The following is a 25,867-nucleotide window of genomic DNA, read 5'->3' as shown; positions in this document are numbered from 1 at the left end:
GGGGGGGTTCAGGCGGTCCGGCCGATCGGGGCGCCCGGGTCAGGGGGTCCGGGTCGGGTTCGGGGGGTGTGTCCTCGGAGAGTGTCCTCGCGGGGGTCGGGGGGCCGGCCGGTGCCGTACTAGTGCTGTTCGGGGCGGCGGCCGGTGACGAACAGGACGATGGCGACACCGATGAACCCGGCACCGACGATCAGCGCACCGATGGGGAGTGTGGTGTGCAGCAGCGGGAGGACCATGCGGGCCTGTTCGGTCTTCTCGATAGCGGTGGCGCGGGTGGCGTCGTCGAAGCGGAGTTCGCCGCTGAGCAGGGTCAGGACCTCCTCACCGTCGACGACGACGACACGGTGGTGGTCCTCGCTGATGTCGATGGGGGAACCACTGACCGGTTCGATCCAGTAGGTCCGGGTGATGGAGAAGGTCTCGTCTCCGACGACGTCGCCCTCGCCCTCGAGTCCGGCGACCGAGCGCGGGATCTCGCGTTCGTCGATCACGGTCGGCTCGACGGTCTGGACGAACTTGTAGGCCTCGACGCCGTCGACCTCCTCGACGCCCTCGAACTCCATGGGGACGTTCTCCTGGACCGTGGTCTCGAAGAAGTCGTGGTCACGCTGTTCGGTGAAGAAGGGGAACTTCCACCCCTGTCCGGTCTGGGCGACGGTTTCGTCGTTGATCATGGCGTCGCAGCAGTCGACCAGTTCTCCGGTGACGCGGTCGTGTCCGGCGCGGCGGTTGGTGGAGCTGATGCCGAAGTCGGTGTCAGCGTCCTTGATCCAGGTGAACTGGTCCCACACCACCACGTCGTCGGTGCTGGAGGCCACGTCGGCCCGGATGGTCGAGTGCGCCTCCACGTCGGCATTCTCGACGAGTTCGACGTCCTCGATGTTGAAGTAGGTGACCTCTCCGGTGTTGACGGTGGCGTTGTAGTAGTCCAGTGGAGTCTTCATCAGGGAACTGGACATCCACGTGCGCATCATGGGTGCCAAGGCGAGACAGAAGACCCCCAGCGCGATGAGAACAACCGCAACGGTACGGCGCATGTGCCCTCCTGGGCGGATGAGAGTCCAGAGCTGGAACTAGGTTCAGTTCCGGGTAGAGTACTGCCCAGTAGTGAACGACGTCACCTGGGCGTGTCTGAATTTTTATAACACGTTCTAGTAGAACACGTTTCGGTTCCCTCCCGTTCTGGAAGGCCCCATGGCGCCCACTCCCTCCGCGCCCGAGGTCACCCCCTCCGGCAACCCTCGGACACCCCCCGCCGACCGGACGCACATGCTTCCGCAGGTGAGCGGTCGGCACCACGCCCTCGACGGGGTGCGCGCCCTGGCCTGCCTGATGGTCCTGGTGGTGCACGTGTCCACCGAGACCGGCGACGCCCTCGCACCCGGCCCGGTGGGGGCTCTGCTCAGCGCCTCGGCCCTGGCGGTGCCCCTGTTCTTCGCGCTCTCGGGTGTGCTGCTGTACCGGCCGTGGGCCCGGGCCGCGCTGGACGGCACCCGCGGTCCGCACACCGGCGCCTACCTGTGGCGCCGCCTCATGCGCGTCTTCCCCGCCTACTGGGTCGTGGCCGTCGTCGCCCTGTTCCTGTACGCGGGCGAACACCTGTCCTCGGCACGGCACTGGTTCGAGGTCCTCACCCTGACCTTCCCGTTCAACACCGCCCCCCACTGGGCCGGCCCGGGCCCGGAGGGACTCGGCCAGATGTGGAGCCTCTCGGTGGAGATCGCCTTCTACGTCACCCTCCCGCTCCTGGCGGTGTTCCTGGGCCTGTGGGCCAAGGGCGGCAAAACGGTCGACGCCCGCGGCCGAAGGCTGCTCGGCGGGCTGGTGGCGGTCACGGTGCTGGCCTACCTGGCCCTGATCCCGCAGTACTATCCGGAGCCCCGCGAACTCATGCACTCCTGGCTGCCGCGCTGCATGGGCATGTTCGCGGTCGGGATGGCGCTGGCCACGCTCTCGGAGTGGGCCTGGCGGGAAAGCGGCCCCGACGGCCCCGTCCGCCGGTTCTGCCGCACCATCGGTACCGCGCCCGGCCTGTGCTGGACGGTCGCCGCGGCCTTCTACGTGCTGGAGGCGACCCCGGCCGCCGGGGGCAGGTTCTTCGAGCCCGGCAACCTGTGGATGTCGATCGTCGAGTCGACCGCGAGCATCGGCTTCGCCTTCTTCGTCGTCGCCCCGGTGGCCCTGGCCCCGCCCGCGCCCGACGGTCCCCGCCGCCGCCTGCGCTCCCTGGCCACCTGGGCCGAGGGCGCCTGGCTGGACGGGCTGATGCGGCACCCGGTGATGGTGTACTTCGCCCCGATCAGCTACGGCGTGTTCCTCTGGCAGTTCGTCGTCCTCTACCTGTGGCGCGACTTCACCGGCCAGGAGATCTTCACCGGGTCGTTCTGGCTGGACCTGGTCCCGGTGCTGATCGGCAGCGTGCTGCTGGGCAAGCTCACCCACCACCTGGTCGAGGAGCCGAGCCGGAGGTGGTCGCGGGAGTTCTTCTCCTCCGGGACACGCTCCGGGCGCGGCCGGAGGCGACACGGAGGGGACGGGCGGGACCCGCGGCCGCCCGCGCAGGACCGCTCCCGGGAGTGAGCCGGGTCCGACCGGTCGACCCGGCCGGGCCTCACTCGCCCTCACCGGCGTCCTCCGCCCCGCCCTCCTCGGCTTCCCCGGCCGCCGCCTCCTGCTCCGCGACCTGGCTCGCCGGGGCGAGCTGACCCAGCGAAGCCCAGGTCACACAGGTCTTCCCCGCGTCGGTGAACAGGGTGAACTTCGTGTCGCGCTCACTGACGGGCACGTACCAGAAACCGCCCTCGGGGGCGGCGGGGAGTTCGGTCCGGACCTCCTGCTCACCGACCACCACGACCAGGTCGGCGTCCTCCTCGGAGGTGTAGCCGATGGTCGCGACCTGCGCGACCCCGCCGACCTCCCACACGTTCCAGGACATCAGGCCGTCCCAGCTCGCCATGCACTCCTCGCCCTCCTGCGGACGGAAGGCGTTGGCCCAGGAGATCGGCGCGGCCTCCACCAGGTGCCCGTCGTCGTCGAAGACGTAGGCGCTGTCGGACTCCTCCGGCGTGTACATCCGGGCGGCCACCTCGCGGTCGGCCAGCGGGGCCAGGACGTAGGAACTGAGCCTGCGGGGCCCGTTCCACTCCAGGACGAGGTCGGTGGGGACCGGTCGGCTGTACAGGCCCGCGTCCCCGGGCACGTCCTCCAGGGACTCCCGCACGTTCGCCAGGTACTCGCGCTGCCGGTCGCCGCTCAGGGTCTCGGTGTAGGTGTAGGTCGAATAGGACGCCGAACCCGCGTACACGAGCGTGACGGCCGTCGCGGCCACCCACACGCCCCGGGTGTGGCGCAGGAGCTGGAGCCGGCTCCGTCCGCGCTCCTCGCCCGCGTTGCCGACCCACTCCCGGGCCCGCTCCTCCCGGGTCGCCAGGAAGGCCAGCGCCAGGACGAGGGCGAAGACCAGGGCCGCGTCGGCGACGTAGCGCGGGTCCGAGCCGACCTCGCCGTACATCCGTCCGCGGGCGATGACGGTGGGGAGCGCGTCGACGAACACCAGGTAGCCCGCGAGCAGGGCCCAGGCCCGCCAGGACGCGCGCCGCACCCGCACACTGGCGAGCACGATCGCGACGAGGACCGCCCAGGCACCGATCAGCACGACCCCGGGGGGATCCACCAGGCCGCCGGCCGGGGTGATCGGCCCCCACTGGAAGGGCCCGCCGAGCGCACCGGTGGGGAAGACCTCGCCGAGCATCCGACCCACCAGTTGGGCCACGACCTCGGACTCGGGCACCGAGGCGCCCTCCCCCGAGGTCGAGGCGCGCTGTCTGAACAGGTAGAGCAGGAGGTAGCCGCCGGTGACCGCGACCATCGAAAGCCAGTACGTGCGGTGCCGCCGGAAGGCGTGACCCAGCGCCGTGAACAGGCCGCCGGGGTAGAGGAAGGCGACCGCGAACACCAGCGCCAGGGACGGCAGGAACAGCGCCTTGACGGAGAACAGCATCCCGAACACGACGGCGCCGCCCGCCCACCAGGCGAAGAGCGGGGTTCCGGTGCGCAGGTAGCGGACGGTCCACAGCAGCGCCAGCACGGTCGCCAACTGGAGGGGGACGGCGTTGAGCGCGGCCGCCCACCAGCCCAGGACCGGGATCGTCAGGGGCGCCAGCGCGTACACCGTGAGTGGGACGAGCAGGGCCCAGCGGCGTCCGAACAGTTCCCACAGCAGGCGGAGGAAGGCCAGGATCGACACCGCCTGCAGGAGCAGCATGGTGCCGGCCGCGGACGCCCAGTGGTAGGGGCCGAAGGCCGTCTGGACGTACACCAGGAAGAGCCCGCCGGGCATGAAGTGGCCCTTGTGCAGCTCCAGCAGGTACGCGGGGGCGAGCTCGCTGGTACGCGCGCCGGCGAAGAAGAGGAAGTCGTCCTCGACGAAGTAGGACTCGCTGAGCACGTACACCTTGAGCAGGAGGGCGGCGAGAACGATCAGGAGACCGGCCTGGAGGACCCGGTCCCGCAGCACCCCCCGCAGAGAGGCGATCGAGTCGCCCAACACGTCGCCGTACGTGGGCTCCTGGTCGTCGGCCTCCTCCACCGGTCGGCGTAGCCTGGTGGCTCCGTCGTCCTCTGCGCGCCCTGTGGGGGAATCAGGCGACATGGGTACTCTCCCCGACGTAGGTTGGCCAACCCGGAAAATGGGTGCCAGAATACAACACGTTCCACTTTTTCCTTGACCCTTGGCGCAGGTCCTGATGACCCGCGCGCCCATAACAGGAACAAGCTCCAGTCGGAGCTGACCGGTGGGCGGTCGCAAGCACTGTGGGGGTGATGTCGGTGGGGCTCGAACAGGTCCGCCGCGACTGGACCCGACTGGGTTCCACCGAGCCGCTCTGGGCGGTCTGCGTGGACCCGGACAAGCGCGACGGCGGGTGGGACGACGACGAGTTCCTCGCCTCCGGCCGCGCCGACATCGACCCGGCTATCGCCCGTCTGGACGAGCTCGGGCTGGCGCCGGGACGCGGCCGTGTCCTGGACTTCGGCTGCGGGGCGGGGCGGCTCTCCAACGCCCTGGCCGCGCACTTCGAACGGGTGGTGGGTGTGGACATCTCCGCGCCCATGCTGGACGAGGCGCGCCGCCTGGACCGCTCCGGGGGCCGGATCGACTTCGTGCTGAACGAGCGCCCGGACCTGTCGCTGTTCTCGGACGACTCCTTCGACCTCGTCTACACCGACCTCGTCCTCCAGCACCTGCCGACCGACCTGGCCGAGGGCTACCTGCGCGAGTTCGCCCGGGTGGTCCGCCCCGGCGGCGCCCTGGTGGTCGGCGTGCCCGAGTCCGAGCGGCGCACCTTCAAGGGCCTGGTGTTCCGGTACGCGCCGTGGCCGCTGGTGGCCCTGGCCCAACGGGTGATCCTGCGCTACCCGGCGCCGATGCGGATGCACACCCTGCGGACCGGGCGGATCGCCGAGCTGCTGCCCGGGTCGCGGATCGCCGCCTCCGACGAGTACTGGGGCGGCGACCACTGGCGCCACCTGCGCCACTACGTCGAGGTCGGTGGCGCGCGGTGACCCCGACCGCCACCCGTTCCGACGGCACGGTGCCCTTCCGCGCCACCCTCGCCCGTTCCGTGGGTCTGTTCACGGCCTTCCGCAGGGAGCAGACCGACCCGGCGTTCTTCTACGGCAGGCTGGCCCGCGACACGGTCGACCAGTTGCGGTCCTACACCCCGTTGGCCGGAGAGCTCGTGGTGGACGTGGGCGGCGGCCCCGGTTACTTCGCCGACGAGCTCCGGGCCGCGGGCGCGCGCTGCCTGTGCGTGGACTCCGACGCGCACGAGATGACCCTGCACGGCCGCGAGGCCGACTCGGGGGCCGTACAGGGCAGCGCTCTGGACCTGCCGCTGCGCAGCGGGACCGTGGACGTGTGCTTCTCCTCCAACGTGCTGGAGCACGTTCCCGACCGCGTCCGGATGGCCGACGAGATGGTGCGGGTGACCCGGCCGGGCGGTCTGGTGTACCTGTCGTACACCCTGTGGCTGTCACCCTGGGGCGGGCACGAGACCTCGCCCTGGCACTACCTGGGCGGGTCCTACGCGGCCGAGCGCTTCACGCGCAAGCACGGCCGGCGGCCCAAGAACGACTTCGGCCGGAGCATGTACGCGGCGCACGCCAAGGAGATGCTGCGCTGGGCGCGGGGGCGTTCGGACGTGGATGTGGTCGACATCCGGCCCCGGTACCTGCCCTCGTGGATGAAGCCGGTCGTGCACGTGCCGCTGCTGCGGGAGATCGTCACCTGGAACCTGCTGATCGTCCTGCGCAGGCGCTGACCCGCCCCGGTCTCCGCGTCGACCGCGCCCCGGGCCCCTCGGGCTTTCGCGGGGTTACGGCGGGCCCCAGAAGGGCTTTTGGGTCGCAGGGACCGTTCCGTGTTCCGCCGAAACCGGGACACGGGGAGCACACGCGGTTACGCTCCCCCGGGAATGATCACGGTGAGACGCTGGGGGGCGGCTGGTGCGGGAGATCGAGGCGAAGTACAGGACCGGTGACCTGGAGGCCCTTCTGGCCGCGTTGAAGTCCGCCGGGGTGATGGTCACCGACCCGGTCTTCCAGGACGACCAGACCTATGCCCCGGCCGGGTGGGAGCCCGGGTACGGGAAGGTCGGGCACACGTTCGCCCGTCTGCGCACGGAGGACAACACCCATGTCCTCACCACCAAGACACCGCTGGGCAACGCCATGGAGTGCATCGAGTACGAGACCGTGGTGGCCGACCGGGAGCAGACGCACGGTGCGCTGTTGGCGCTGGGGTACGAGCCGTTCGTGCGCATCGTCAAGGACCGGCGCAGTGGGACCGTCGGGTCGGTGGGGGTGTGTGTCGACGTCGTCGAGGGCGCGGGCACCTTCCTGGAGTTGGAGCTGGTGGTCGACGACGACCGGGACGGGAGGGCCGCCCAGGATGAGCTCGATGCCTGGGCGCGGGGGCTCGACGTCGAGCTGGAGCGCACCACCGAGACCTACGACGCCCTGGTGCGGCCCGGCGCGCGGTCCCGATGATCCTCCCCCACCCCAACCCTCCGTGATCTTGCTACCAGGGGCGATTCCGGCGCCGAAGTTGCCCCTGGTAGCAAGATCGCCGCGAAAAGGGGCCAGCCCTACTCCGCCTGGCTGGCTCGGGGGCGCGGCACCACGCCGCCCTCGCCCCGGTCCAGCAGGGACAGCGCCCGGCGCGGGGACCTCGCGTGCCTGCGCATCCCCGCGAACGGGCACTCCTCGCGTTCCAGGTCGATCGTGAAGTCCCGTGACGAGGTGAGCTGGTCCAGTTCCTCCCAGGTCACCGGGGCGGCCACCGGAGCCCCGGGCCTGGCCCGGACCGAGTACGGCGCGACCGCGAGCTGGGCGGGACCGTTGCGCAGGTAGTCGACGAACATCCGGCCGCGCCTGGCCGCCTTGCGCACCCGGGTGGTCCACTCCTCGGGTGCGCGGGCCGCGACCCGGTCCGCGACCGCCTTGGCCAGCCGCCGCACCTCCAGGTCACCCACCTCGGGCCGCAGCGGCGAGTGGACGTGCAGCCCCCGGGAGCCGGTGGTCATCACGTACGCGGCCAACCCGAGTTCGGTCAGGACCTCGCGCACGCTCCAGGCGGCGTCCCGGCAGGACTCGAAGGCGTCCTCACCCTCGCCCACCGGGTCGAGGTCCAGGACCATCCGGTCGGGCAGGCCCAGGCGCGGGGTACGCGAGGACCAGGTGTGCAGGGTGATGGCGGCCTGGTCGGCGCACCACACCAGGGCGGCCGCCTCCTGGCACTCCATCATCCGCCCCGAGGAGGTCCACACCGTACGTATCCACTTGGGGTGCGGCGGGTGCTGGGACAGGAAGCCGGAATCGTCGATGCCGTCCGGGAATCGCTCCAGCGCGACGGGCCGGTCCCGGACCAGCGGAAGCATGAGCGGCGCGATCCTGGCGTAGTAGTCGGCGAGGTCGGCCTTGGTCGCCCCGTCTGGCCCGAAGAGCGGCTTCTCGGCGTGCTTGACCTCCACCTTGCGCCGCCCGGCCCGTACCGTCGTCCGCATCGACCGGACCTCCTCCGGTCAGGAACATCGTGCGCCGGACTTACCCGGACACACCACGCGAAAACCACACGGAACCTTTCACATAGGGCAAACCACCTGCCCTTCCGCACACAAAAGCCAACGCCCGGCCGGGGCGGACCCCGGTCGGGCGTTGGCTCGGATACGCGAAGCGCTCGCTACTACTTGCGCTTGTTGATCTCCTCGGTCAGCTGCGGGGCGACCGTGTGCAGGTCACCCACGACGCCGAAGTCGGCGAGCTCGAAGATCGGGGCCTCGGGGTCCTTGTTGACCGCGAGGATGTTCTTCGAGGTCTGCATACCCGCCCGGTGCTGGATCGCGCCGGAGATACCCAGGGCGACGTACAGGTTCGGGCTGACCGTCTTACCGGTCTGGCCGACCTGGAACTGGTTCGGGTACCAGCCGGAGTCGACGACGGCGCGCGAGGCACCGACGGCGGCACCGAGGGAGTCGGCCAGGTTCTCGACGACGGTGAAGTCGTCGGAGCCCACGCCGCGGCCACCGGAGACCACGATGGCGGCCTCGGTGAGCTCGGGGCGCGCGCCCTTCTCCTGGACGACGCGCTCGACGACCTTGGCACCCTTGGCGGCGTCGGAGATGTCGACCGAGACGGCCTCCTCGGCGGCGGCGCCGGCGGCGGCCTCCGGGACGACCGAGTTCGGGCGGACCGCGACGATCGGCACACCGGTCCGCACGCGGGCGTGGGTGACGGTGGCGCCACCGAAGATGCTGTGCTCGGTGACGAGCTCAGCGGTGACGTCGACGACGTCGGTGAGCACACCGGAGCCCAGCTTCACGGCGGTACGGCCGGCGACCTCCTTGTTCTCGGCGGTGGCCGAGACGAGGATGGCGGCTGCACCCTTGTCCTGGGCGAGCTTGGTGAGCAGCTCGGCCTTGGGGGCGACGACGTAGTCGTTCACCTCCGCCGGAGCCACGTAGACCTTCTCGGCGCCGAACTCGGCCAGCGTGGCCTTGCCCGACTCCGCACCTTCGCCGACCCACACCGCGGCGGGCTCGCCGATGCGGCGCGCAGCGGTCAGCAGCTCGGTGGTGACCTTCTTGACCTGTCCGTCGACGTGGTCGACGAGGACGAGGACCTCAGCCATAATCCTTGAACCTTCCTGAGTCTCTCGCCTGACCTACACGAACTTCTTCTCGGCGAGGAAGTCGGCAGCCTTGGCGCCACCGTCGCCCTCGTCCTTGACGATCGTGCCCGCGGCGCGCGGCGGCGCGGCGGCGAAGTCAACGGTCTCGGTGGTGGCGTTGGCCAGACCGACCTTGCCGGTGTCGATGCCCGCGTCGGCCGCGGACTTCTTGTCGACCGGCTTCTTCTTCGCCTGCATGATCAGCTTGAAGGACGGGTAACGGGGCTCGTTGATCTTCTCCATGACGGAGACGACCGCCGGGAGCTGAGCCTCGACCACGTCGTAGCCGTAGTCGGTCTGACGCTGGATCTTGATGGCGCTGCCGTCGATGTCGACCTTGCCGGCCAGCGTGAGCTGGGGCAGGCCGAGGTACTCGGCGAGCGCGGCACCGACGACACCGGTACGGGCGTCGGTGGACTCCGAGCCGAGGACGACCAGGTCGAACTCGATGGTGCCCAGGGCCTGCGCGAGCGCGTAGGCGGTCTGGATCGCGTCGGAGCCGTGCAGCGCCTCGTCGTTGACGAAGACGGCCTTGTCGGCACCCATGGACAGGGCCTTGCGGATCGAGTCCGTGGCCTGGTCCGGTCCCATCGTCAGGATGGTGACCTCGCCGCCGTGCTTCTCCTTGAGCAGGAGAGCCTCTTCGATCGCGTACTCGTCGAGCTCGTTGATGACGCCGTCGGACGCTGCGCGGTCCAGCGTCTTGTCATCGGCGTTGAGCTTCCGTTCGGTCGCCGTGTCCGGGACCTGCTTGACCAAAACGACAATATTCATGGCCGGTGGCCGACCTCCCTGCACTCCCATATCCGCCGTCAGGCGGGTGGGCGCTGGCGCGCCCCGTTACTGCCAACAATGCCGAATGCCGTTCGGTCATCCGACGGCGGGTCCGGTGTACACGTCTACACCCGCCCCGCCAGTGCTCATAACACAGATGTTACTCGCTAGTAGCTTGAAGGCCAACCCGTGACCCCAAGTTCGACTTAGGAAACCCTAACCAAGTTGCCCGCGACGGTCGTCGCCGGGCCGCGGGTACTGCGCCCACCAGCGTCGACGGACCGGGAACGCGGGGCCCCTGCCCCCACCTTAGTGACCGGTTCCACGCCCTTGGCGGGCGCACCACCGCCAACGGCCGAGGCGCCCCCTCCCGGTGGGAGTGGGAGCGCCCCTGATCGCCTCGCGCCCCGGCCGGGGCCGGATCTCGCCCGCTAGTCGCTGAACCAGTCGGACGGGCCACTGAGCGAGCCCATCGTCCAGATCGGCGCCGCCGTGAGGCCGGTCGACAGGACGAGCATGGTGAACAGGATGATCGCGATCACCACACCCGCGTACACGTACAGGTTGCTGAACCGGATCCGCTCCACCAGCCAGACCGCCTGGTGACGAGTCTCACGCCCGCTCGGCATGATGTAGCTCAGCAGGATCATCACGAACACCGCGAAGGCGCCCGTGTAGTTGGCCCCTTCGCCCGGCATGTCCATGATCCTCGCGTAGACCATCCCGATCAGGATGCCGCCCAGCAGGTAGATCAGACCGAACCCGACCGTGCGCACCGCCATGCGGCCGAAGGCCCACGGAAAACTGAGCGCCACCACCATGCTGTCGGAGTTGCGCGGCCCCCGGGTCTGGAGGCGCCGAGCGTGCTCGGACTTGACCACGTCCAGCGCGCCCAGCCCCGCGATGACCACGATCCCCAGGAAGATACCGATCCACGGGAACCACAGGGCCACCCCGGCCAGCATGACCATGACGGGAACGAGCACCAGCGGGTGCATCCGCCAGGACTCCTCGTACTCGTCGTACTCGTCGTCGTAGTCCTCGTCGCCGCCACGGAAGTAGTCACCGAACCGGTCGCCGCCGCCGCGCCGGAAGCGCGCCAGCAGGCCGCCGCGCTCCTGGTAGTCCTCCTCGTCGAACTCCTGAGTGCTGTTGGGCCTGTTGTCCCGGCCCACCGGGGTCAGGATGTCCTGGAAGGCGTTCGGGTCCAGCGGGGAGTTGAAGAACTGGGTCTGCGGGGCGTCCTGCGGCCCGCGGTGGTCGTGCTGGGGCCGGCCGGGCTCGACCGGGCCCATCATCATGGTCCCGGCCGGGTCCTCGGGGCGCGCCAGGTCGCCCGGGTCGATCCGCTGAGTGCCCTGGACGTCGTTCTGGCCGGGCTGGATCCGCATCGTGCCCTGCGGGTCGTTCAGGTCCTCCGAGGAACGCGGGGCGATCCGATCCGTACTGGGCAGGTTGTCCGACAGGTCGTCGGTGGCCTCGTCATCGGAGGCCCAACCCGAACCGGAGGCGTGTCCGACACCGGCGGAACGGGCACCGCTCAGGTCGTCGGTGGCCTCCTCGTCGGAGTTCCAACCCGAACCGGTGTTGGCGGGCCGTCCTCCGCTCAGGTCGTCGGTGGCCTCGTCGTCGGCCGTCCAACCGCCGGAGCGGGCGTGACTGGTCTGTGGCGCCGAGGGGTTGGACCAGGCGCTCACCGTGTTGGGCGGGGTCGCGGCACGCGTGTGGGAGGGGCCCCAGCCCTCGCTGGCCCGGCCCGCGAGGTAACCCGCGGCACCGCCCATCCCGGCGCCCGCCGCGCCGGCCGCGGCCGCACCGCCCGCCCCGGAGCCGCCGCCCCGGGTCCCGGGCTCGTGGACGGGCGCGGGCGCCTGCATCGTGTGGTTGCCGGTCAGGCCCGTGGCCGGGGCGCTTCCGGTGGTCTCGGTCCAGGGCAGGTCGAGGTTGAGCCGACCGGTCTCGACGACCAGCTCCGCGGCGGTGGGCCGCGCCGACATGTCCCGGGAGACCGCGCGGTTGACGAGCGGGCGCAGCGCCTCGTGCATCCCGTCCATGTCGATCTCGCCGTTGAGGATCCGGAAGAAGATGACCTCGAACGAACCCGCGCCGTAGGGCGGGCGCCCGGTCGAGGCGAAGGCCACGGTGCCGCCCCAGGCGTGCACGTCGGTGGCCGGACCCAGGTCCGTACCCTCGATGACCTCCGGGGAGAGGTAGCTGGGCGTACCGACGAACGTACCGGTCTGGGTCAGCTTGGCGCCGTCCACGGCGTGCGCGATACCGAAGTCGATGACGATCGGCTCACCGTTGGAGATGATCACGTTGCCGGGCTTGAGGTCGCGGTGGATCACGTCCACCGCGTGGATGTCCTTGATCGCCCGGGCCATGCCGGTGACGAAACGGGTCAGAGCGCGGCCGCGCAGGGGCCCGTGGTCGGTGACGGTCGCGTCCAGGGTGGGCCCCGGAATGTACTCGGTGACCACCCAGGGCAGTTCGGCCTGGGTGTCCGCGTCGATGACCTCGGCCACGTTGGGGCTCTGTACACGACGCATCGTCTCGACCTCGCGGGCGAGCCGGGCGCGGGCGATGTGGTCTCCGGCGACCTCGGGCTTGAGGACCTTCACCGCGACGAACTGGTCCGTCCGGGTGTCCTCCGCCTGGTACACCACGCCCATCCCACCGGCACCGATGCGACGACGGATCACGTAGTGGCCGATGCGCTCCGGCAGCTCTTCACCCGTGGGGAAACCTGCCGACATTGACATCGAGAACTCATCCCCTCAAAAGACCGCATACCGCCACGTCCAGCTTATCGGCCGGGGGGATGGGTCAACGTTGGCTTGTGTGGCCCCTCCGAGGGGCGCGTGTGGTCTTCCTCGGCCCCCGCCGGAGGGTGCGGACGCGGCGCGCACCACCGGGAACTCCGGGCGGACCGGCCGCCTCGGACGACCATTGACGAGTATGACGGAAAAACCACGCGGGCGGTTCCCCGCCCCATGTCCCGGTTGGCCGGATCCGGACGTCCTGCCCGGTTGGAACATTGCCGGGCGACCGGGAACCGGCCGCCCGGAGCCATCAGCGGCCGTTGAAGACGGCCTTGCCCGGTCCCTGCTCGACGAAGCTGCGCATACCGGTCTTCTGGTCCTCGGTGGCGAAGAGGCCGGAGAAGTGGAGGCGCTCGATCTCCAGGCCGGTGTCCAGGTCGGTCTCCAGTCCGCGGTCGATCGATTCCTTCGCTGCGGCCAGCGCCACGGCCGGGCCGTCGACGTACCGGGCGACCAGGGCGACGGCGGCCGAGTAGACCTCCTCGTCGGCCACGACCTCGTCCACGAGGCCGATCTCCCTGGCCTCCTCGGCGCGCACGTGACGACCGCTGAACACCAGGTCCTTGGCCCTGGCCGGGCCGACCAGGCGCGGCAGCCGCTGGGTGCCGCCCGCACCCGGGATGACGCCCAGCTGGATCTCGGGCTGACCGAGTTTGGCCTTGGTGCCCGCGACCCGGAAGTCTGCGCACAGTGCCAGTTCGCAGCCGCCGCCCAGCGCGTAGCCGCTGATCGCCGCGACCACGGGCTTGGGGATGCGGGCGACCGCCGTCAGGGCGCGCTGGAGGGCACGCGAGTACTCCAGCATCCGGGCGTGGGTGAGGTCGGCCATCTCCTTGATGTCGGCCCCGGCCACGAACGCCCGCTCACCGCCGTAGATCACCACCGCCCGCACGGAGTCGTCGGCGGACACTGCGGCTGCCGCCTCCCCGATCTCCTTGGTGACCTGGCCGTTCAGCGCGTTCAGCGCCTTGGGACGGTCAAGCCGGATGACGGCCACACCGGGGTTTTCCGGGTCGGCCTCGACTCGCACGAACTCGCCCACGTTGGACACCTTCCTCACTTCGACGTCTGTGTCAGTTTCCCACCCAACCACCGGGGTCAGGAGAACAGCAGCACCAGGGTCCCCAGCCGGGTGGACAGGGTGTAGGCGCCCACGAGCAGCAGGACGGTCCCCGCCAGCAGCAGGGTGTCGGCCGCGCGCCAGCGGCTGTGCCGCGCGTGCGTGCGCCTGCCCGTGCCGAAGGCGCGCGCGTCCATCGCCGTGGCCAGCAGGGTCCCGGTCCGGATGGAGCGCACCAGCAACGCGAACAGCCGCCCGAAGAACAGCGTGACGATCCGCACCGGATTCCGTCCGGCCTCCAGCCCGCGGGCCCGGCGGGCGAGCGTGATGGTCCGCCACTGGTCGGCGAGCAGCGGGATGAGCCGCAGCGCCGCGAGCACGCCCATGGCGGGCCGCTCGGGCACCCTGAGCTTCTGCACGAGCCCGTCGGACATCTCCGTGGGATCGCTGCTGACCGCCGCGAGCAGCCCGGGCAGGGCGATGGCCAGCAGACGCACCGCCGCGCCCACCGCCCCCTCCAGCCCGTGTTCGCCGTACAGGTAGTTGACAGCTCCGCTGCTGAGTCCCATCAGCAGGAAGGGGCCGCCCAGGACGAGCAGGGTGCGCCGATCGACGCCGCTGAACGGCACGGTCAGCAGGACCGCGAGCAGGACCACGCCGCCGGTGACCGCGTCCACGGCAGGAATCAGCCCGATCCCGATCGCCAGCGCGGCCAGCAGTTTGGCGGCCGGGTTCAGACCGGTGAGCCAGTAGCGGGCTCCCCCGCCTCCGGGCACGTCAAGGGTCAGCGTGTCCCCGCCCGTCGCGCGGGTGTGCGGTGGGGTGCTCACGAGTCCCCCTCACGCCGTGCCGGCCGCGGGTTCGCCGCAGCCGGGACCCCCAGGGGCGGGCCCACGACGGGCGGAGCCCTGTCCGGGGGCGCGGTCGGGGGCGGGACCGTTTCCCGGGGCCCCGTCGCAGGGTCGGGGACGGCACGGCCGTCGGCCACCCGCACGCGCACGTCCGTCAGACTGCGCAGGAGCAGTTCGTCGTGCGTGGCCATGGCCACGGCCCGGCCCTCGGCCCGCAGGGCGCCGAGCAGCTCCACCAGCTCCGTCCAGGTGCGGGTGTCCTGGCCGAAGGTCGGCTCGTCCAGGGCCAGTACGTCGGGTGCGTGCGAGGGGCCCGAACTGAGCGCGGTGGCCACCGAGAGCCGCCGCTTCTCCCCGCCGGAGAGCGTGTACGGGTGCGCGTCGGCCAGGCCGCTGAGCCGCAGCCGTTCCATCAGCTCACCGACCCAGCGTTCCGTCCCGGCCTCGTCCAGCCCCGCGCGCAGCGGGGCGAAGCGCAGCTCGTCGCGGACGGTGCCGGTGACGAACTGGTCCTCGGCGTGCTGGAAGACCGTGCCCACGTGCCGGGCCAGGCGCCGTGCGGGCCAGCGCACGAGCGGACGCCGGTCGGCCTCGGCCAGCGGTCCGCGCGGCAGCACCCGGCCCCGGTGCGGCTTGGACAGTCCGGCCAGCATGGTGAGCAGCGTGGACTTGCCCGCGCCGTTGGGGCCGGTCAGGGCGGTCGCCGTTCCGGCCGCCAGGGTGAGGTCCACCCCGTCGAGCACCGTCCGCCGGGGTGCGGCCCGCACGCCCACCTGGAAGGGGGTGCGCGCGGCGACGCCGACGGTCTCGACCAGGGCCGGCCCGCCGGGCGCAGGCGGGACCTCGGGCACCGGTTCGTTCCCGGGGATCCACACGCCCTGTCGGGCCAGGGACCGTCCGTGCTCCGCGAACACCCTCCTCGGCGCCCCGTCGGCGATCACTCCGCCGCCCGGCTCGACCACCACGACCCGCTCCACCAGGTCCACGACGTCGGCGACCCGGTGTTCGACCAGCACGAGAGTGGCCTCGGTCTCGGTGAGCAGGCGGGCCAGCAGCGCGCGTACCAGTTCGGCCCCGGCGGGGTCGAGGTTGGCGGTGGGCTCGTCCAACAGCAGCAGGCGCGGACGCATCGCCAGCGCCCCCGCGATGACCAGGCGCTGCTTCTCACCGCCGGACAGGGCCCCGGTGGAGTGCCGGAGTCCGTAGGGGAAACCGACCTCGGCCATGGACCGCTCCACCCGGGGCCAGATCAGCTCCGGGTCCACACCCAGGTTCTCCAGGCCGAACGCGACGTCGTCACCGGCTCGGGCCATCACCAACTGGGTCTCGGGGTCCTGGCTGACCAGCCCGACGCCTCCCCTGCCCCGGTCGGCCGGGCGGCCGTTCACGAGCAGCGATCCCTCCTGGTCGCCGCTGATGGCGCCGTCCTGGCCGGTGAGCCCGGCCAGGGAGTGCAGCAGGGTGGACTTACCCGCCCCGGAGGCGCCCAGCAGCAGTACGCGTTCACCGGGTTCGATGGTCAGGTCCACGCCCCGCAGCGCGTGGGTGGCACGACCCGAGTGCTTCCAGCCCCACCCGGAGAGTTCCACGCGCGCGCCGCGGGCGTTCGGTCCGGCCACGGGTCAGCCCTTGGCCGACGGGAAGGGCGCCAGGGCACCGGAGCGGGCCAGCGCCGTGGTGAGCAGACGCGCACCCACACCCGCGATGACCGCCGCGCTGATCACCACGATCACCCCGTAGGTCACCTGGTAGTGGAGCGGCCAGGTGACGTTGTAGGCGATGTTGTCGCGGATGGCCGGGGAGACACCCGCGACCGCGGCCGCGAGCACGGCCACGCCCATGTTCCACCGCCGGTAGGCGAAGGCCAGGAAGACCAGTTCGGGCAGCAGCCCCTGGAGGGTGCCGTCGAGGATGACCATGATCCCCCACTGGGTGCCCAACACCGCCGAGACCGAGGCGGCCGCGACCGAGGTGAGCAGGGCCGCGCCCGGCTTGCGGATGATCAGGCCGCCGAGCACGCCGGAGATCAGCCACATGCCGTAGACGACGGCCTGCCCGGGCGGGAAGGCGACGAACAGCGGCGTGGTGACCGACCAGACGATGTTCCACAGCCAGAAGACGACGCCGACGGCGACGCCGATCACGGCGGCCACGACGATGTCGACGGTGCGCCAGCTCCGGAACCTCTCGCGGATCTGACGGACGAAGCCCGTCCGCTCGGTGCCGGTTCCGGGGTCGGATTCGGTACTCATTCTGGTGATGTCCCTTCGTCGGGGGTGACGAGGGCCCATGTGGCTAAGAGCGCCACACCGGCGTACCCGGGTACGCGCACGGTGGCGAGTTCCTATGACTTCCTTCGCTGGCATGACCCAGATCAGGTGTGTAAGGGTCTGCGGCTCGGTGCCGCACTCTCAGCGCTCACGCGCTCCCCTGTCGGATTGGCTCCATTATGGGGCAACAAGGAGAGCTGTGGGATGTTTCCACCCCACAGCCCTCACTGTGACCGTTTGGAGGTTCCGCCCAGTGACGGCCCCGTTCCCGTTCCCGGCACGGGATCCGGTCCGGGTGTGGAACCCCGTTCCAGGCCTCGGATTCCGGCCTAGGCGTCGGAGTCGTCCTCCTTCTCCTTGGGTGGTTCGGCCTTCGGGTCGCCGAAGGCGCCCGGCGAACCGGCGAAGCTCTCCGCGGGCAGCGAGCCGGTGGCGCCGCGCATGCTCTCCTGCCAGATCGGACCGGGCAGGGTGCCGCCGTAGACGATGCCGTAGTAGCGGCCGCCGATGGTCACGCCCTGGAGCGGGTGCTTCTCACCGCCGCGCACGTCGCCGACGGCCACCGTCGAGGCGAGGTTCGGGGTGTACCCGGCGAACCAGGCGTAGGCGGCGCTGTCCGTGGTGCCGGTCTTGCCCGCGACCGGACGGCCCAGGCCCAGACCGTTGGCGGTACCGCCGTTGAAGGTCTGCTGGAGCAGGTGGTTGACGCCGTCTGCGGTCCGCTTCTTGATCACCTGCTCGCACTCGGAGCTGGCCTTGGTCTCCTCGCCCGTCTCGTCGTCGGTCACCGAGCGCACCGGGCGGGGCTCGCAGTACTCGCCACGGGCCGCGAAGGTCGCGTACGCGGCGGCCATGGTCAGCGGGGAGACCTCCTGGTCGCCGAGGGTGAACGAGCTCCACACCCCGAGTTCACCGCCGTCGGCGCGGTGCACGCCGAGTTTCTTCGCCATCTTCGCGGTGTCGCACAGGCCCACCCGCTTCTGGAGCTGGGCGAAGTAGGTGTTCACCGACCCCTTGGTCCCGCTGATCATGTTGTGGCTGCCCCCGTCGCTCTCACCGGCGTTGCGCACGCTCCACGAGGACATCGTGCCGCCCTCGCAGTTGGTCATGCCGCTGATCGACATGCTCTTGGGCGCGGAGAAGCTGGTGCCGTACCCCAGGCCCTCGTCCAGCGCGGCGGCCAGCGTGAAGGGCTTGAAGGTCGACCCGGCCTGGTATCCGGTGGAGCCGCCGTCGGCCTGGTCGACCGCGAGGTTGATCGAGGTCGTGCCGACCTGGTCGTCGTCGAACCCGTGGCGGAGGTTCTGGGCCAGACCGCGCACCCGGCCGGAACCGGGTTCGACGAAGGCCTGGGCGGCGAACTTGGTGGAGTCATCGTGCGGGACCCGCTTGTCGATGGCGGCCTGCGCAGCGTCCTGCGCGGCGGCGTCGAGCGTGGTCCGCACGGTGAACCCGCCCCGGCTGATGAGCTGTTCGCGTTCGGCCGCGCTCTCGCCGAGCAGGTCCGACTCCTTCAGCCAGCGCATGGTGTAGTCGCAGAAGAACGGGTAGTCGCTCTCCGAGCAGCTGCCCGCCCGCGGGGTGGGGTCCAGTCCCAGGTCGCTCTCCTTGTACCCGGCGGCCTCCTCGGCTCCCAGCACCTCGGTGGCGACCATGCGGTCGAGCACCAGGTTCCGGCGCTCCAGCGCCGCCTCCGGGTTGCTGAGGGGGTCGTAGAACGAGGGTCCGCGGACCAGGCCGGCCAGCAGGGCGGACTGCCCGGGGTCGAGTTCGGCGGCGGACACGGAGAAGTACCGTTGCGCGGCGACCTCGATGCCGTGCGCGCCGGCGCCGAAGTAGGAGAGGTTGAGGTAGCCCTCCAGGATCTCGTCCTTGGTGTGGCGTTCCTCGATGTCGATGGCGTAGCGCAGTTCGACGAGCTTGCGGTTCAGGGTCTGCGCACTGGCGCTCTCGATCTCCTCCTCGCTCTCGGCGGTCTCGATGAGGAGGTTCTTCACGTACTGCTGGGTGAGGGTCGATCCGCCCTGTGTGTCACCCTGGGCCGTCCGCGTCGCCGCGCGCAGGACACCCCGCAGGTCCAGGCCGCTGTGCTCGTAGAAACGGTCGTCCTCGATCGCCATCAGGGCACCGGTCATCCACGGGCTGATCTCGTCGAGGCCGACGACCTCGCGTTCGCGCTCGGCGACCTCCGCGAAGGGCTCGCCACCGTCGGTGGTGAGCAGGATGCGCGAGGACAGGGGCGGGACCTCCAGATCACTGGGCATCGCCATGAACCCGGCGGCCGTGTCCCTGGCGACCAGCCCGATGCTGCCCGCCCACGGCAGGACCAGGGCCGCCGACAGGAGTCCGGCGACCACACCGAGCCCGGACAGGCGCAGCAGTGTGTCTCCCCTTCCCTTGAACAGGTCACCCTTCAGGAACTCCCGGGCCCCCCGGAACGGACCACTCCGGTTCGACTCCGTCACGTCGCCCCCCTACGGCCGTGTGCTGTCCGTCCGCGGTGCGGAACGAACACTGCGTCGCCCACACTCGCAGGGACGCCGTAAAGGGAACTCCGCCAAATCGGGCGTGTCGCCGAAAAGCTTCCCCAATCTACGGCAAAAAGCACAGATCACCCATGAGGCACGAGCAAGGGCGCATCACACGAAACCCACCGCCCTCTTTCTTGACGTCAAGAAGAGTTGGCCAACAAAGTCACCCCCGGAACGCCAGCTCGACCAGATATGGGGCGAATGCTTCGCATGGGACCCAACGGACACAAGGGGATGTCCGGAATACGGCTCGACTTCCCGCTGGATACATTCGGTCATCCCTACCCACCCCGAAGGCATCGACAACACACGGGCGGAATTTTCCGACTTTTCACGAGGGGGAATGCGAAAACAACCACAGAGACCCCTGAATCGCATGTGTACTTATGCCCGCTTTGAGAGGTTCACCCGGGCGAAACGCGGCAAATACCAGGTCTTGGCGCTGACAGCGAGTGTGATGAGGATCACATAAATTATCCGGCCCCGACACTCCGCCAAACCCAACCAGAGGACCGACGATAGACAGGGGAGAGCACCGAAGCCGCAATCCGGACAGTTTCCGATCCAGCACTTCGTTAACTCCACCTCACCCCGGATTAAGTTCCGATTATTTCCGCACGTAAGCCACTGCGTGCTACCCCATAACGCCCGAACCACGACAATTACGGTGTAGCCAGTGATCGGACGACTGCCCATCCTCGATATCTCTCCAGACAACGACCTGGGCCCGGTGAAAGCCGTTCCCGGAGAGCGCTTCACGGTGAGCGCCACCGTGATCCGGGAGGGGCACGACTCCCTCGCAGCGGGCGTGGTGGTCCACCCGCCCAAAGGCCGCCGGACGGCCCTGGTCCCGATGCGCGAGAAGGCCCCCGGAACCGACCGGTACGAGGCCGAGATCAGCCTCCCCCGGGAGGGGGACTGGTCGTTCTCGGTCGAAGCCTGGAGCGACCCCTTCACCACCTGGCTCCGCGTCGCCCGCGTGAAGCTGCCCCTGGACACCGACACCGACCTCGTCCTGGAGGAAGGCGCGCGCCTGCTGGAGCGGGCCGGCCGCCGAGTCCCCCGCGTACCCGCCCTGAACAGGGCAGCCAAGATCCTGCGCGACACCTCCCTGCCGCCCGTGGAGCGTTTCGCCGCCGCCGTCACCGACGACGTCCTCGCCCGGATGGAGCGCAACCCCCTGCGCGAACTCCTCACCCGCTCCAGGCGCACCAGGGTCGTCGTCCACCGCGAACGGGCCCTCTTCGGCTCCTGGTACGAGTTCTTCCCCCGCTCCGAGGGAGCCCAGGTGGACACCGCGCCCGGCCAGGAGGTGTCAGGGACCTTCTCGACCGCGGCCAAACGCCTGCCCGCCATCGCCGACATGGGCTTCGACGTCGTCTACCTGCCACCGATCCACCCCGTCGGCGAGTCCCACCGCAAGGGCCGCGACAACACGCTCCGGGCTGGCCCGGGAGACCCCGGCTCGGTGTGGGCGATCGGTTCGGCCGACGGCGGCCACGACGCCGTCCACCCGGACCTGGGCACCCTCACCGACTTCGACTCCTTCGTCGCGGAGGCCCACGAGAACGGCCTGGAGATCGCCCTCGACCTGGCCCTGCAGTGCTCCCCCGACCACCCCTGGGTGGCCGAGCACCCCGAGTGGTTCACCCGGCGCGCCGACGGGTCGATCGCCTACGCCGAGAACCCGCCCAAGAAGTACCAGGACATCTACCCGCTCTGCTTCGACCACGACTTCGAGGGGCTCTACCGGGAATGCCTGCGGGTGGTCAGGCACTGGATCGACCACGGCGTCCGGATCTTCCGCGTCGACAACCCGCACACCAAACCGGTCGCCTTCTGGCAGCGGCTGCTCGCCGACGTCGCCGAACGGGACCCGGACGTGCTCTTCCTCGCCGAGGCCTTCACCCGCCCCGCGATGATGCGCACCCTGGCCAAGGTCGGCTTCCACCAGTCGTACACCTACTTCACCTGGCGCAACGGCAAGGACGAGCTCACCGACTACCTCACCGAGCTCAGCCAGGAGACCGCGCACTACCTGCGTCCCAACTTCTTCGCCAACACCCCGGACATCCTCAACGCCTACCTCCAGGAGGGCGGCCGCCCCGCCTTCGAGGTGCGCGCGGTGCTCGCCGCACTGCTCTCCCCCACCTGGGGCGTCTACTCGGGCTTCGAGCTGTGCGAGAACACCCCCGCCGCCCCGGGCAGCGAGGAGTACCTGCACTCGGAGAAGTTCGAGTACCGGCCCCGCGACTGGGCCGCGGCCGACGCCTCCGGCGAGACCATCGCCCCGCTGATCACCAGGCTGAACAGGCTGCGCCGGGCCCACCCCGCCCTGCGCGAGCTGCGCAACCTGCGGTTCCACCACGTGGACCGGCCCGAGCTGATCTGTTTCTCCAAGTACCGCCCCGGATCCCCCGGTGAGCCCGACGACGCCGTGATCGCCGTCGTCAACCTCGACCCGCACCACGCCCGCGAGGCGACGGTGCATCTCGACCTGCCGTCGATCGGCCGCACGTGGGAGGAGGACCTCAGGGTGACCGACGAGCTGACCGGACGCGACTACACCTGGCGAGCGGACAACTACGTCCGCCTCGACCCGGCGACCGGACCCGCGCACGTGTTCACCGTCAACGGCAGATGAGGGGCCGAGGCGGAGCGCCCGGCCCGAGCGCCGTGCCCCCGCCCGAAACGCCTGTTGATCAGATGTCGAACATTCTTGGTGGGGAGCAGTAGATGAGCAACGACGAGCCCGGACCCGGTGCCCGCGAGCACGCCGAACACGGTCCGCTCGCCCCAGCCACCGGGGCCGCCACCGGCCCGCTCATGTCCTCCGGCGGTACCAGTGACCCCCACTGGTTCAAGCACGCCGTCTTCTACGAGGTACTCGCACGGGGTTTCTTCGACTCCAACGGCGACGGCACCGGCGACCTCGCCGGGCTCGTACAGAAAATGGACTACCTCCAGTGGCTCGGCATCGACTGCGTCTGGCTGCTGCCGATGTACGAGTCCCCGCTGCGCGACGGCGGATACGACATCTCGGACTACTTCAAGATCCTCCCCGAGTTCGGCAACACCGCCGACTTCGTGGAGCTCCTGGACGAGGCGCACCGACGCGGCATCCGCGTCATCACCGACCTGGTCATGAACCACACCAGCGACCAGCACCCGTGGTTCAGGGCCTCGCGGGAGGACCCGAACGGCCCCTACGGCGACTTCTACGTGTGGTCCGACACCGACGACCGCTACGACGAGGCCCGGATCATCTTCGTCGACACCGAGACCTCCAACTGGACCTACGACGAGGTCCGCGGCCAGTACTACTGGCACCGGTTCTTCTCCCACCAGCCCGACCTCAACTTCGAGAACCCGGCGGTCCAGGAGGCGATCCTGGAGGTGCTGCGCTACTGGCTGGACCTGGGCATCGACGGGTTCCGCCTGGACGCCGTGCCGTACCTGTACGAGCGCGAGGGCACCAACTGCGAGAACCTCAAGGAGACCCACGAGTTCCTCAAGCGGGTGCGCGCCGAGGTGGACCGCCTGTACCCGGACCGGGTGCTGCTGAGCGAGGCCAACCAGTGGCCGTCGGAGGTCGTCGACTACTTCGGCGACTTCGAGTCCGGCGGCGACGAGTGCCACATGAACTTCCACTTCCCGCTGATGCCGCGCATGTTCATGGCGGTGCGGCAGGAGCAGCGCTTCCCGATCTCGGAGATCCTCGCCCAGACCCCGGAGATCCCGCGCAACTGCCAGTGGGCGATCTTCCTGCGCAACCACGACGAGCTGACCCTGGAGATGGTCACCGACGAGGAGCGCGACTACATGTACTCCGAGTACGCCAAGGAACCCCGCATGCGTGCCAACGTGGGGATCCGGCGGCGGCTCGCCCCCCTCCTGGACAACGACCGGAACCAGATCGAGCTCTTCACCGCGCTCCTGCTCTCCCTCCCGGGCTCACCGGTCCTGTACTACGGCGACGAGATCGGGATGGGCGACAACATCTGGCTGGGCGACCGGGACGCCGTGCGCACACCCATGCAGTGGAGTTCGGACCGCAACGCCGGGTTCTCCCGCGGCGACCCCGCCCGGCTCTACCTCCCGCTGGTCCTGGACCCGGTCTACGGGTACCAGGCGCTCAACGTGGAAGCCCAGCGCGACAACCCGGGCTCCCTGCTGCACTGGACGCGCCGGATGATCCAGATCCGCAAGCGCCACCCCGTTTTCGGCACCGGGGAGTTCACCGAACTGAACGCCACCAACCCCAGCGTGCTGGCGTTCATCCGGGAGCACGGCGACGACCGCATGCTGTGCGTGAACAACCTGTCCAGGTTCCCGCAGCCCGTGGAGCTGGACCTGCGCCGCTACGCCGGAGTGAGCCCGGTGGAGTGCGTGGGCGGGGTCCGCTTCCCGGAGATCGGTGAGCTGCCGTACCTGCTCACCCTCCCGGGCCACGGCTTCTACTGGTTCCAGCTCCCGCCGGAGCACACGGGTGCACCACGCTCCGAAAGCCGCGAGGGCGTGCCCTCCTACGGGCTGCCCGAGGCGGGGGTCAGCGCCCGTGACGCCTTCGACACCGGCCGCCCCACCGCGACCACCACAACGTCGGACGCCCAGCGCAGGGGCGGCGGGAAGGGACACAGGACTGTCTGAGATGTCGCAACTAGAGGAACTCCTGGCAGTCTGGCTACCCCGGCAGCGATGGTTCTCCGGCAAGGGGATCCCGATCCGGCAGATCCGGGTCGAGAGCAGGTACACCCTGGTCTCGGCCGGCCCCGGCGGACCGGACCTGAACGTCCTCGTCGTACAGGCGGGACAGCGCGGCCTCAGCTCCCGGTACCAGGTGCTGCTCGGTTCGCGTCCGCCCCGGTCCCTGCCGCCGAACCTGGCCCGCGCCGCGATCGGTGTGTGCCAGGTCGCGGGCGGCCGTCCCAGGGTGGTCTACGACGCCGCACACGACCCGCAGCTCACGGCGCTGCTCCTGGAGCGGTTCACTGTCGGGGAGGACCCGGGGCGGCGCGGCCGGGTACGGTTCCGCACACTTCCGGGCGCCACCGTCGACGCCTGTGGGCCGGGTCGGCTGCTGACCGGGGAGCAGTCCAACACCTCGCTGGTCTACGGCAGCGAGTACGTCCTCAAGACCTTCCGCAGACTCTGGCCCGGCCGCAACCCGGACCTGGAGCTCAACATGGCTCTGTCGGGTTCGCCGTACGTGGCGCGCCCCTGCGGGTGGATCGAGGCGGACCTGTCCGGCCACACCACGCCGACCACGCTCGCCCTGCTCCAGACCTTCGTCCCGAACGCCGCGGACGGCTGGGTGCTGGCCACGGAGAACGTGCGCACCCTGGTGGAGGGCGAGGACGCCGACTTCAGCGAGGAGGCCGCCCGGCTCGGCCACACCACCGCGCAGGTGCACAGTTCGCTGGCGCAGGCGCTGCCCACCGACGTGCTGGCGCCGACCTCGGCGGCCGAACTGGCCGACGCCATGGTGGAGCGCCTGGCCATGGCCAGTGCGGAGGTCCCCGAACTCGCGGAGCACGCGCCCAGGGTGCTGGAGGCCTACGCCGACTTCGCCCGGGTGGACGAGCCGCTGCCCATCCAGCGCATCCACGGCGACTACCACCTGGGACAGGTCATCCGCCCCGAGCGGGGGTGGGTCCTGCTGGACTTCGAGGGCGAGCCGACCGTCCCGGTGCGCGAACGCCAGCGACTGTCCAGCCCGCTGCGGGACGTGGCCGGGATGCTGCGTTCCTTCGACTACGCGGCCGGTTACCTGCTGGTCGGCGAGGAGGAGGACCCGCAACTGTCGTGGGCGGCGCGAGCCTGGGCCCGGCGCAACCGGGAGGCGTTCTGCCGGGGCTACGCCGACGGCGGCGGGGCCGACCCCGAGAAGCACCTGACGGTGCTGCGGGCCTTCGAGTTCGACAAGGCCGTGTACGAGGTCCTGTACGAGGCACGCAACCGGCCGAACTGGCTCCGGGTGCCGTTGGAGTCCATCGCCACCGCGGCCATGGCGGCCACGGGAAGCTCGGGGCCGCCGATGCCCGGCTGATTCCCGGGCGGCCGCCTCGCGCACGGCGGCCGCCCTCCCGTACCCCCGTTGACCCCTCCCCTCTCACCGCCCGTCCACCACGAGTCACCACGGAGTCGAATTGTCACCGCGTCCGACCAACAAGTCCGCCACCGCCGACGAGCAACCGACGGCAGCGGAGCCCGCGGCCGCGAAGAAGGCGCCCGCCAAGGCGGCCGCCGGCAGAACCGCCGCCAAGGCAGCGCCGGGGAAGGCTGCGCGGACGGCACCGGAGAAGACCTCGAAGACCGCGGAGAAGGCCCCGG

The 25,867-nt window shown here is 70.3% G+C and carries 18 protein-coding genes and 1 riboswitch; of the genes, 7 read left to right on the top strand and 11 right to left on the bottom strand.

The genetic code is table 11. From position 1 onward, the window contains the following. Window positions 1–119 precede the first annotated feature (119 nt). A complete protein-coding gene (gene pgfA, locus ACUKCB_RS26780; RefSeq protein WP_473038298.1) occupies window positions 120–1,037 on the bottom strand; it encodes a cell envelope lipid trafficking protein PgfA in 918 nt (305 codons plus the stop codon). A gap of 157 nt (window positions 1,038–1,194) precedes the next feature. Between pgfA and ACUKCB_RS26775 the strand changes: the two genes are divergently transcribed. Beyond that, a complete protein-coding gene (locus tag ACUKCB_RS26775; RefSeq protein WP_473038297.1) occupies window positions 1,195–2,580 on the top strand; it encodes an acyltransferase family protein in 1,386 nt (461 codons plus the stop codon). 31 nt (window positions 2,581–2,611) lie between these two features. Here ACUKCB_RS26775 and ACUKCB_RS26770 read toward each other — a convergent pair whose 3' ends face one another. Next, a complete protein-coding gene (locus ACUKCB_RS26770; RefSeq protein ID WP_473038296.1) occupies window positions 2,612–4,651 on the bottom strand; it encodes a hypothetical protein in 2,040 nt (679 codons plus the stop codon). Between the two features lie 170 nt (window positions 4,652–4,821). Between ACUKCB_RS26770 and ACUKCB_RS26765 the strand changes: the two genes are divergently transcribed. The 3 genes from ACUKCB_RS26765 to ACUKCB_RS26755 all read left to right on the top strand — a co-directional run bounded on the left by ACUKCB_RS26765 (window position 4,822) and on the right by ACUKCB_RS26755 (window position 7,047). Continuing rightward, entirely contained in the window at window positions 4,822–5,562 is a 741-nt protein-coding gene (locus ACUKCB_RS26765; protein ID WP_473038295.1) for a class I SAM-dependent methyltransferase, read from the top strand. Next, window positions 5,559–6,320, top strand: coding sequence for a class I SAM-dependent methyltransferase (locus ACUKCB_RS26760; protein ID WP_473038294.1), 762 nt, complete (start codon window positions 5,559–5,561; stop codon window positions 6,318–6,320). Before ACUKCB_RS26765 ends, ACUKCB_RS26760 begins: the two co-directional genes overlap by 4 nt. Before the next feature lie 184 nt (window positions 6,321–6,504). Beyond that, window positions 6,505–7,047 (top strand): class IV adenylate cyclase, encoded by a 543-nt coding sequence (locus ACUKCB_RS26755; protein WP_473038293.1) that lies wholly within the window; start codon window positions 6,505–6,507, stop codon window positions 7,045–7,047. 98 nt (window positions 7,048–7,145) lie between these two features. Here ACUKCB_RS26755 and ligD read toward each other — a convergent pair whose 3' ends face one another. The 9 genes from ligD to ACUKCB_RS26710 form a co-directional block, all read right to left on the bottom strand. Beyond that, window positions 7,146–8,063, bottom strand: a complete 918-nt coding sequence (gene ligD / locus ACUKCB_RS26750; RefSeq protein ID WP_473038292.1) for a non-homologous end-joining DNA ligase — start codon at window positions 8,061–8,063, stop codon at window positions 7,146–7,148. Window positions 8,064–8,242: 179 nt separating this feature from the next. Then, window positions 8,243–9,187 carry an electron transfer flavoprotein subunit alpha/FixB family protein gene (locus ACUKCB_RS26745; RefSeq protein WP_473038291.1) on the bottom strand — a complete coding sequence of 315 codons (945 nt, stop codon included), beginning with the start codon at window positions 9,185–9,187 and terminating at the stop codon, window positions 8,243–8,245. Between the two features lie 33 nt (window positions 9,188–9,220). Beyond that, window positions 9,221–10,000: an electron transfer flavoprotein subunit beta/FixA family protein gene (locus tag ACUKCB_RS26740; RefSeq protein WP_473038290.1), complete on the bottom strand. Its 780-nt coding sequence runs from the start codon at window positions 9,998–10,000 to the stop codon at window positions 9,221–9,223. 431 nt (window positions 10,001–10,431) lie between these two features. Further along, the gene (locus ACUKCB_RS26735; RefSeq protein WP_473038289.1) at window positions 10,432–12,762 is read right to left on the bottom strand and encodes a protein kinase domain-containing protein; all 2,331 of its coding nucleotides are present in this window, start codon (window positions 12,760–12,762) and stop codon (window positions 10,432–10,434) included. 310 nt (window positions 12,763–13,072) lie between these two features. Further along, on the bottom strand, window positions 13,073–13,882 hold the full coding sequence (locus ACUKCB_RS26730; RefSeq protein WP_452547284.1) for an enoyl-CoA hydratase/isomerase family protein: 810 nt from the start codon (window positions 13,880–13,882) through the stop codon (window positions 13,073–13,075). A 38-nt stretch (window positions 13,883–13,920) separates the two neighbouring features. Continuing rightward, window positions 13,921–14,712: an energy-coupling factor transporter transmembrane component T family protein gene (locus ACUKCB_RS26725; RefSeq protein ID WP_473038288.1), complete on the bottom strand. Its 792-nt coding sequence runs from the start codon at window positions 14,710–14,712 to the stop codon at window positions 13,921–13,923. Continuing rightward, on the bottom strand, window positions 14,709–16,352 hold the full coding sequence (locus tag ACUKCB_RS26720; RefSeq protein WP_473038287.1) for an ABC transporter ATP-binding protein: 1,644 nt from the start codon (window positions 16,350–16,352) through the stop codon (window positions 14,709–14,711). The genes ACUKCB_RS26725 and ACUKCB_RS26720 overlap by 4 nt, the downstream gene beginning before the upstream one ends. Before the next feature lie 3 nt (window positions 16,353–16,355). Continuing rightward, window positions 16,356–16,985: an ECF transporter S component gene (locus tag ACUKCB_RS26715; protein ID WP_191274356.1), complete on the bottom strand. Its 630-nt coding sequence runs from the start codon at window positions 16,983–16,985 to the stop codon at window positions 16,356–16,358. A gap of 82 nt (window positions 16,986–17,067) precedes the next feature. After that, window positions 17,068–17,175: riboswitch (TPP riboswitch) on the bottom strand. Window positions 17,176–17,332: 157 nt separating this feature from the next. Continuing rightward, on the bottom strand, window positions 17,333–19,468 hold the full coding sequence (locus ACUKCB_RS26710; protein ID WP_473038286.1) for a transglycosylase domain-containing protein: 2,136 nt from the start codon (window positions 19,466–19,468) through the stop codon (window positions 17,333–17,335). Between the two features lie 742 nt (window positions 19,469–20,210). On the opposite strand from ACUKCB_RS26710, the gene ACUKCB_RS26705 reads away from it, so the two are divergent. From ACUKCB_RS26705 to ACUKCB_RS26695, 3 genes are all read left to right on the top strand, one after another. Continuing rightward, on the top strand, window positions 20,211–22,178 hold the full coding sequence (locus tag ACUKCB_RS26705; protein WP_473038285.1) for an alpha-1,4-glucan--maltose-1-phosphate maltosyltransferase: 1,968 nt from the start codon (window positions 20,211–20,213) through the stop codon (window positions 22,176–22,178). 92 nt (window positions 22,179–22,270) lie between these two features. Beyond that, window positions 22,271–24,184, top strand: a complete 1,914-nt coding sequence (gene treS / locus ACUKCB_RS26700) for a maltose alpha-D-glucosyltransferase (RefSeq protein ID WP_473038284.1) — start codon at window positions 22,271–22,273, stop codon at window positions 24,182–24,184. A gap of 1 nt (window position 24,185) precedes the next feature. Beyond that, entirely contained in the window at window positions 24,186–25,583 is a 1,398-nt protein-coding gene (locus ACUKCB_RS26695; RefSeq protein ID WP_473038283.1) for a maltokinase N-terminal cap-like domain-containing protein, read from the top strand. Window positions 25,584–25,867: the final 284 nt, after the last annotated feature.

Source organism: Nocardiopsis moroccensis (assembly GCF_055763695.1).
This window is presented reverse-complemented; position numbering and strand designations above follow the sequence as displayed.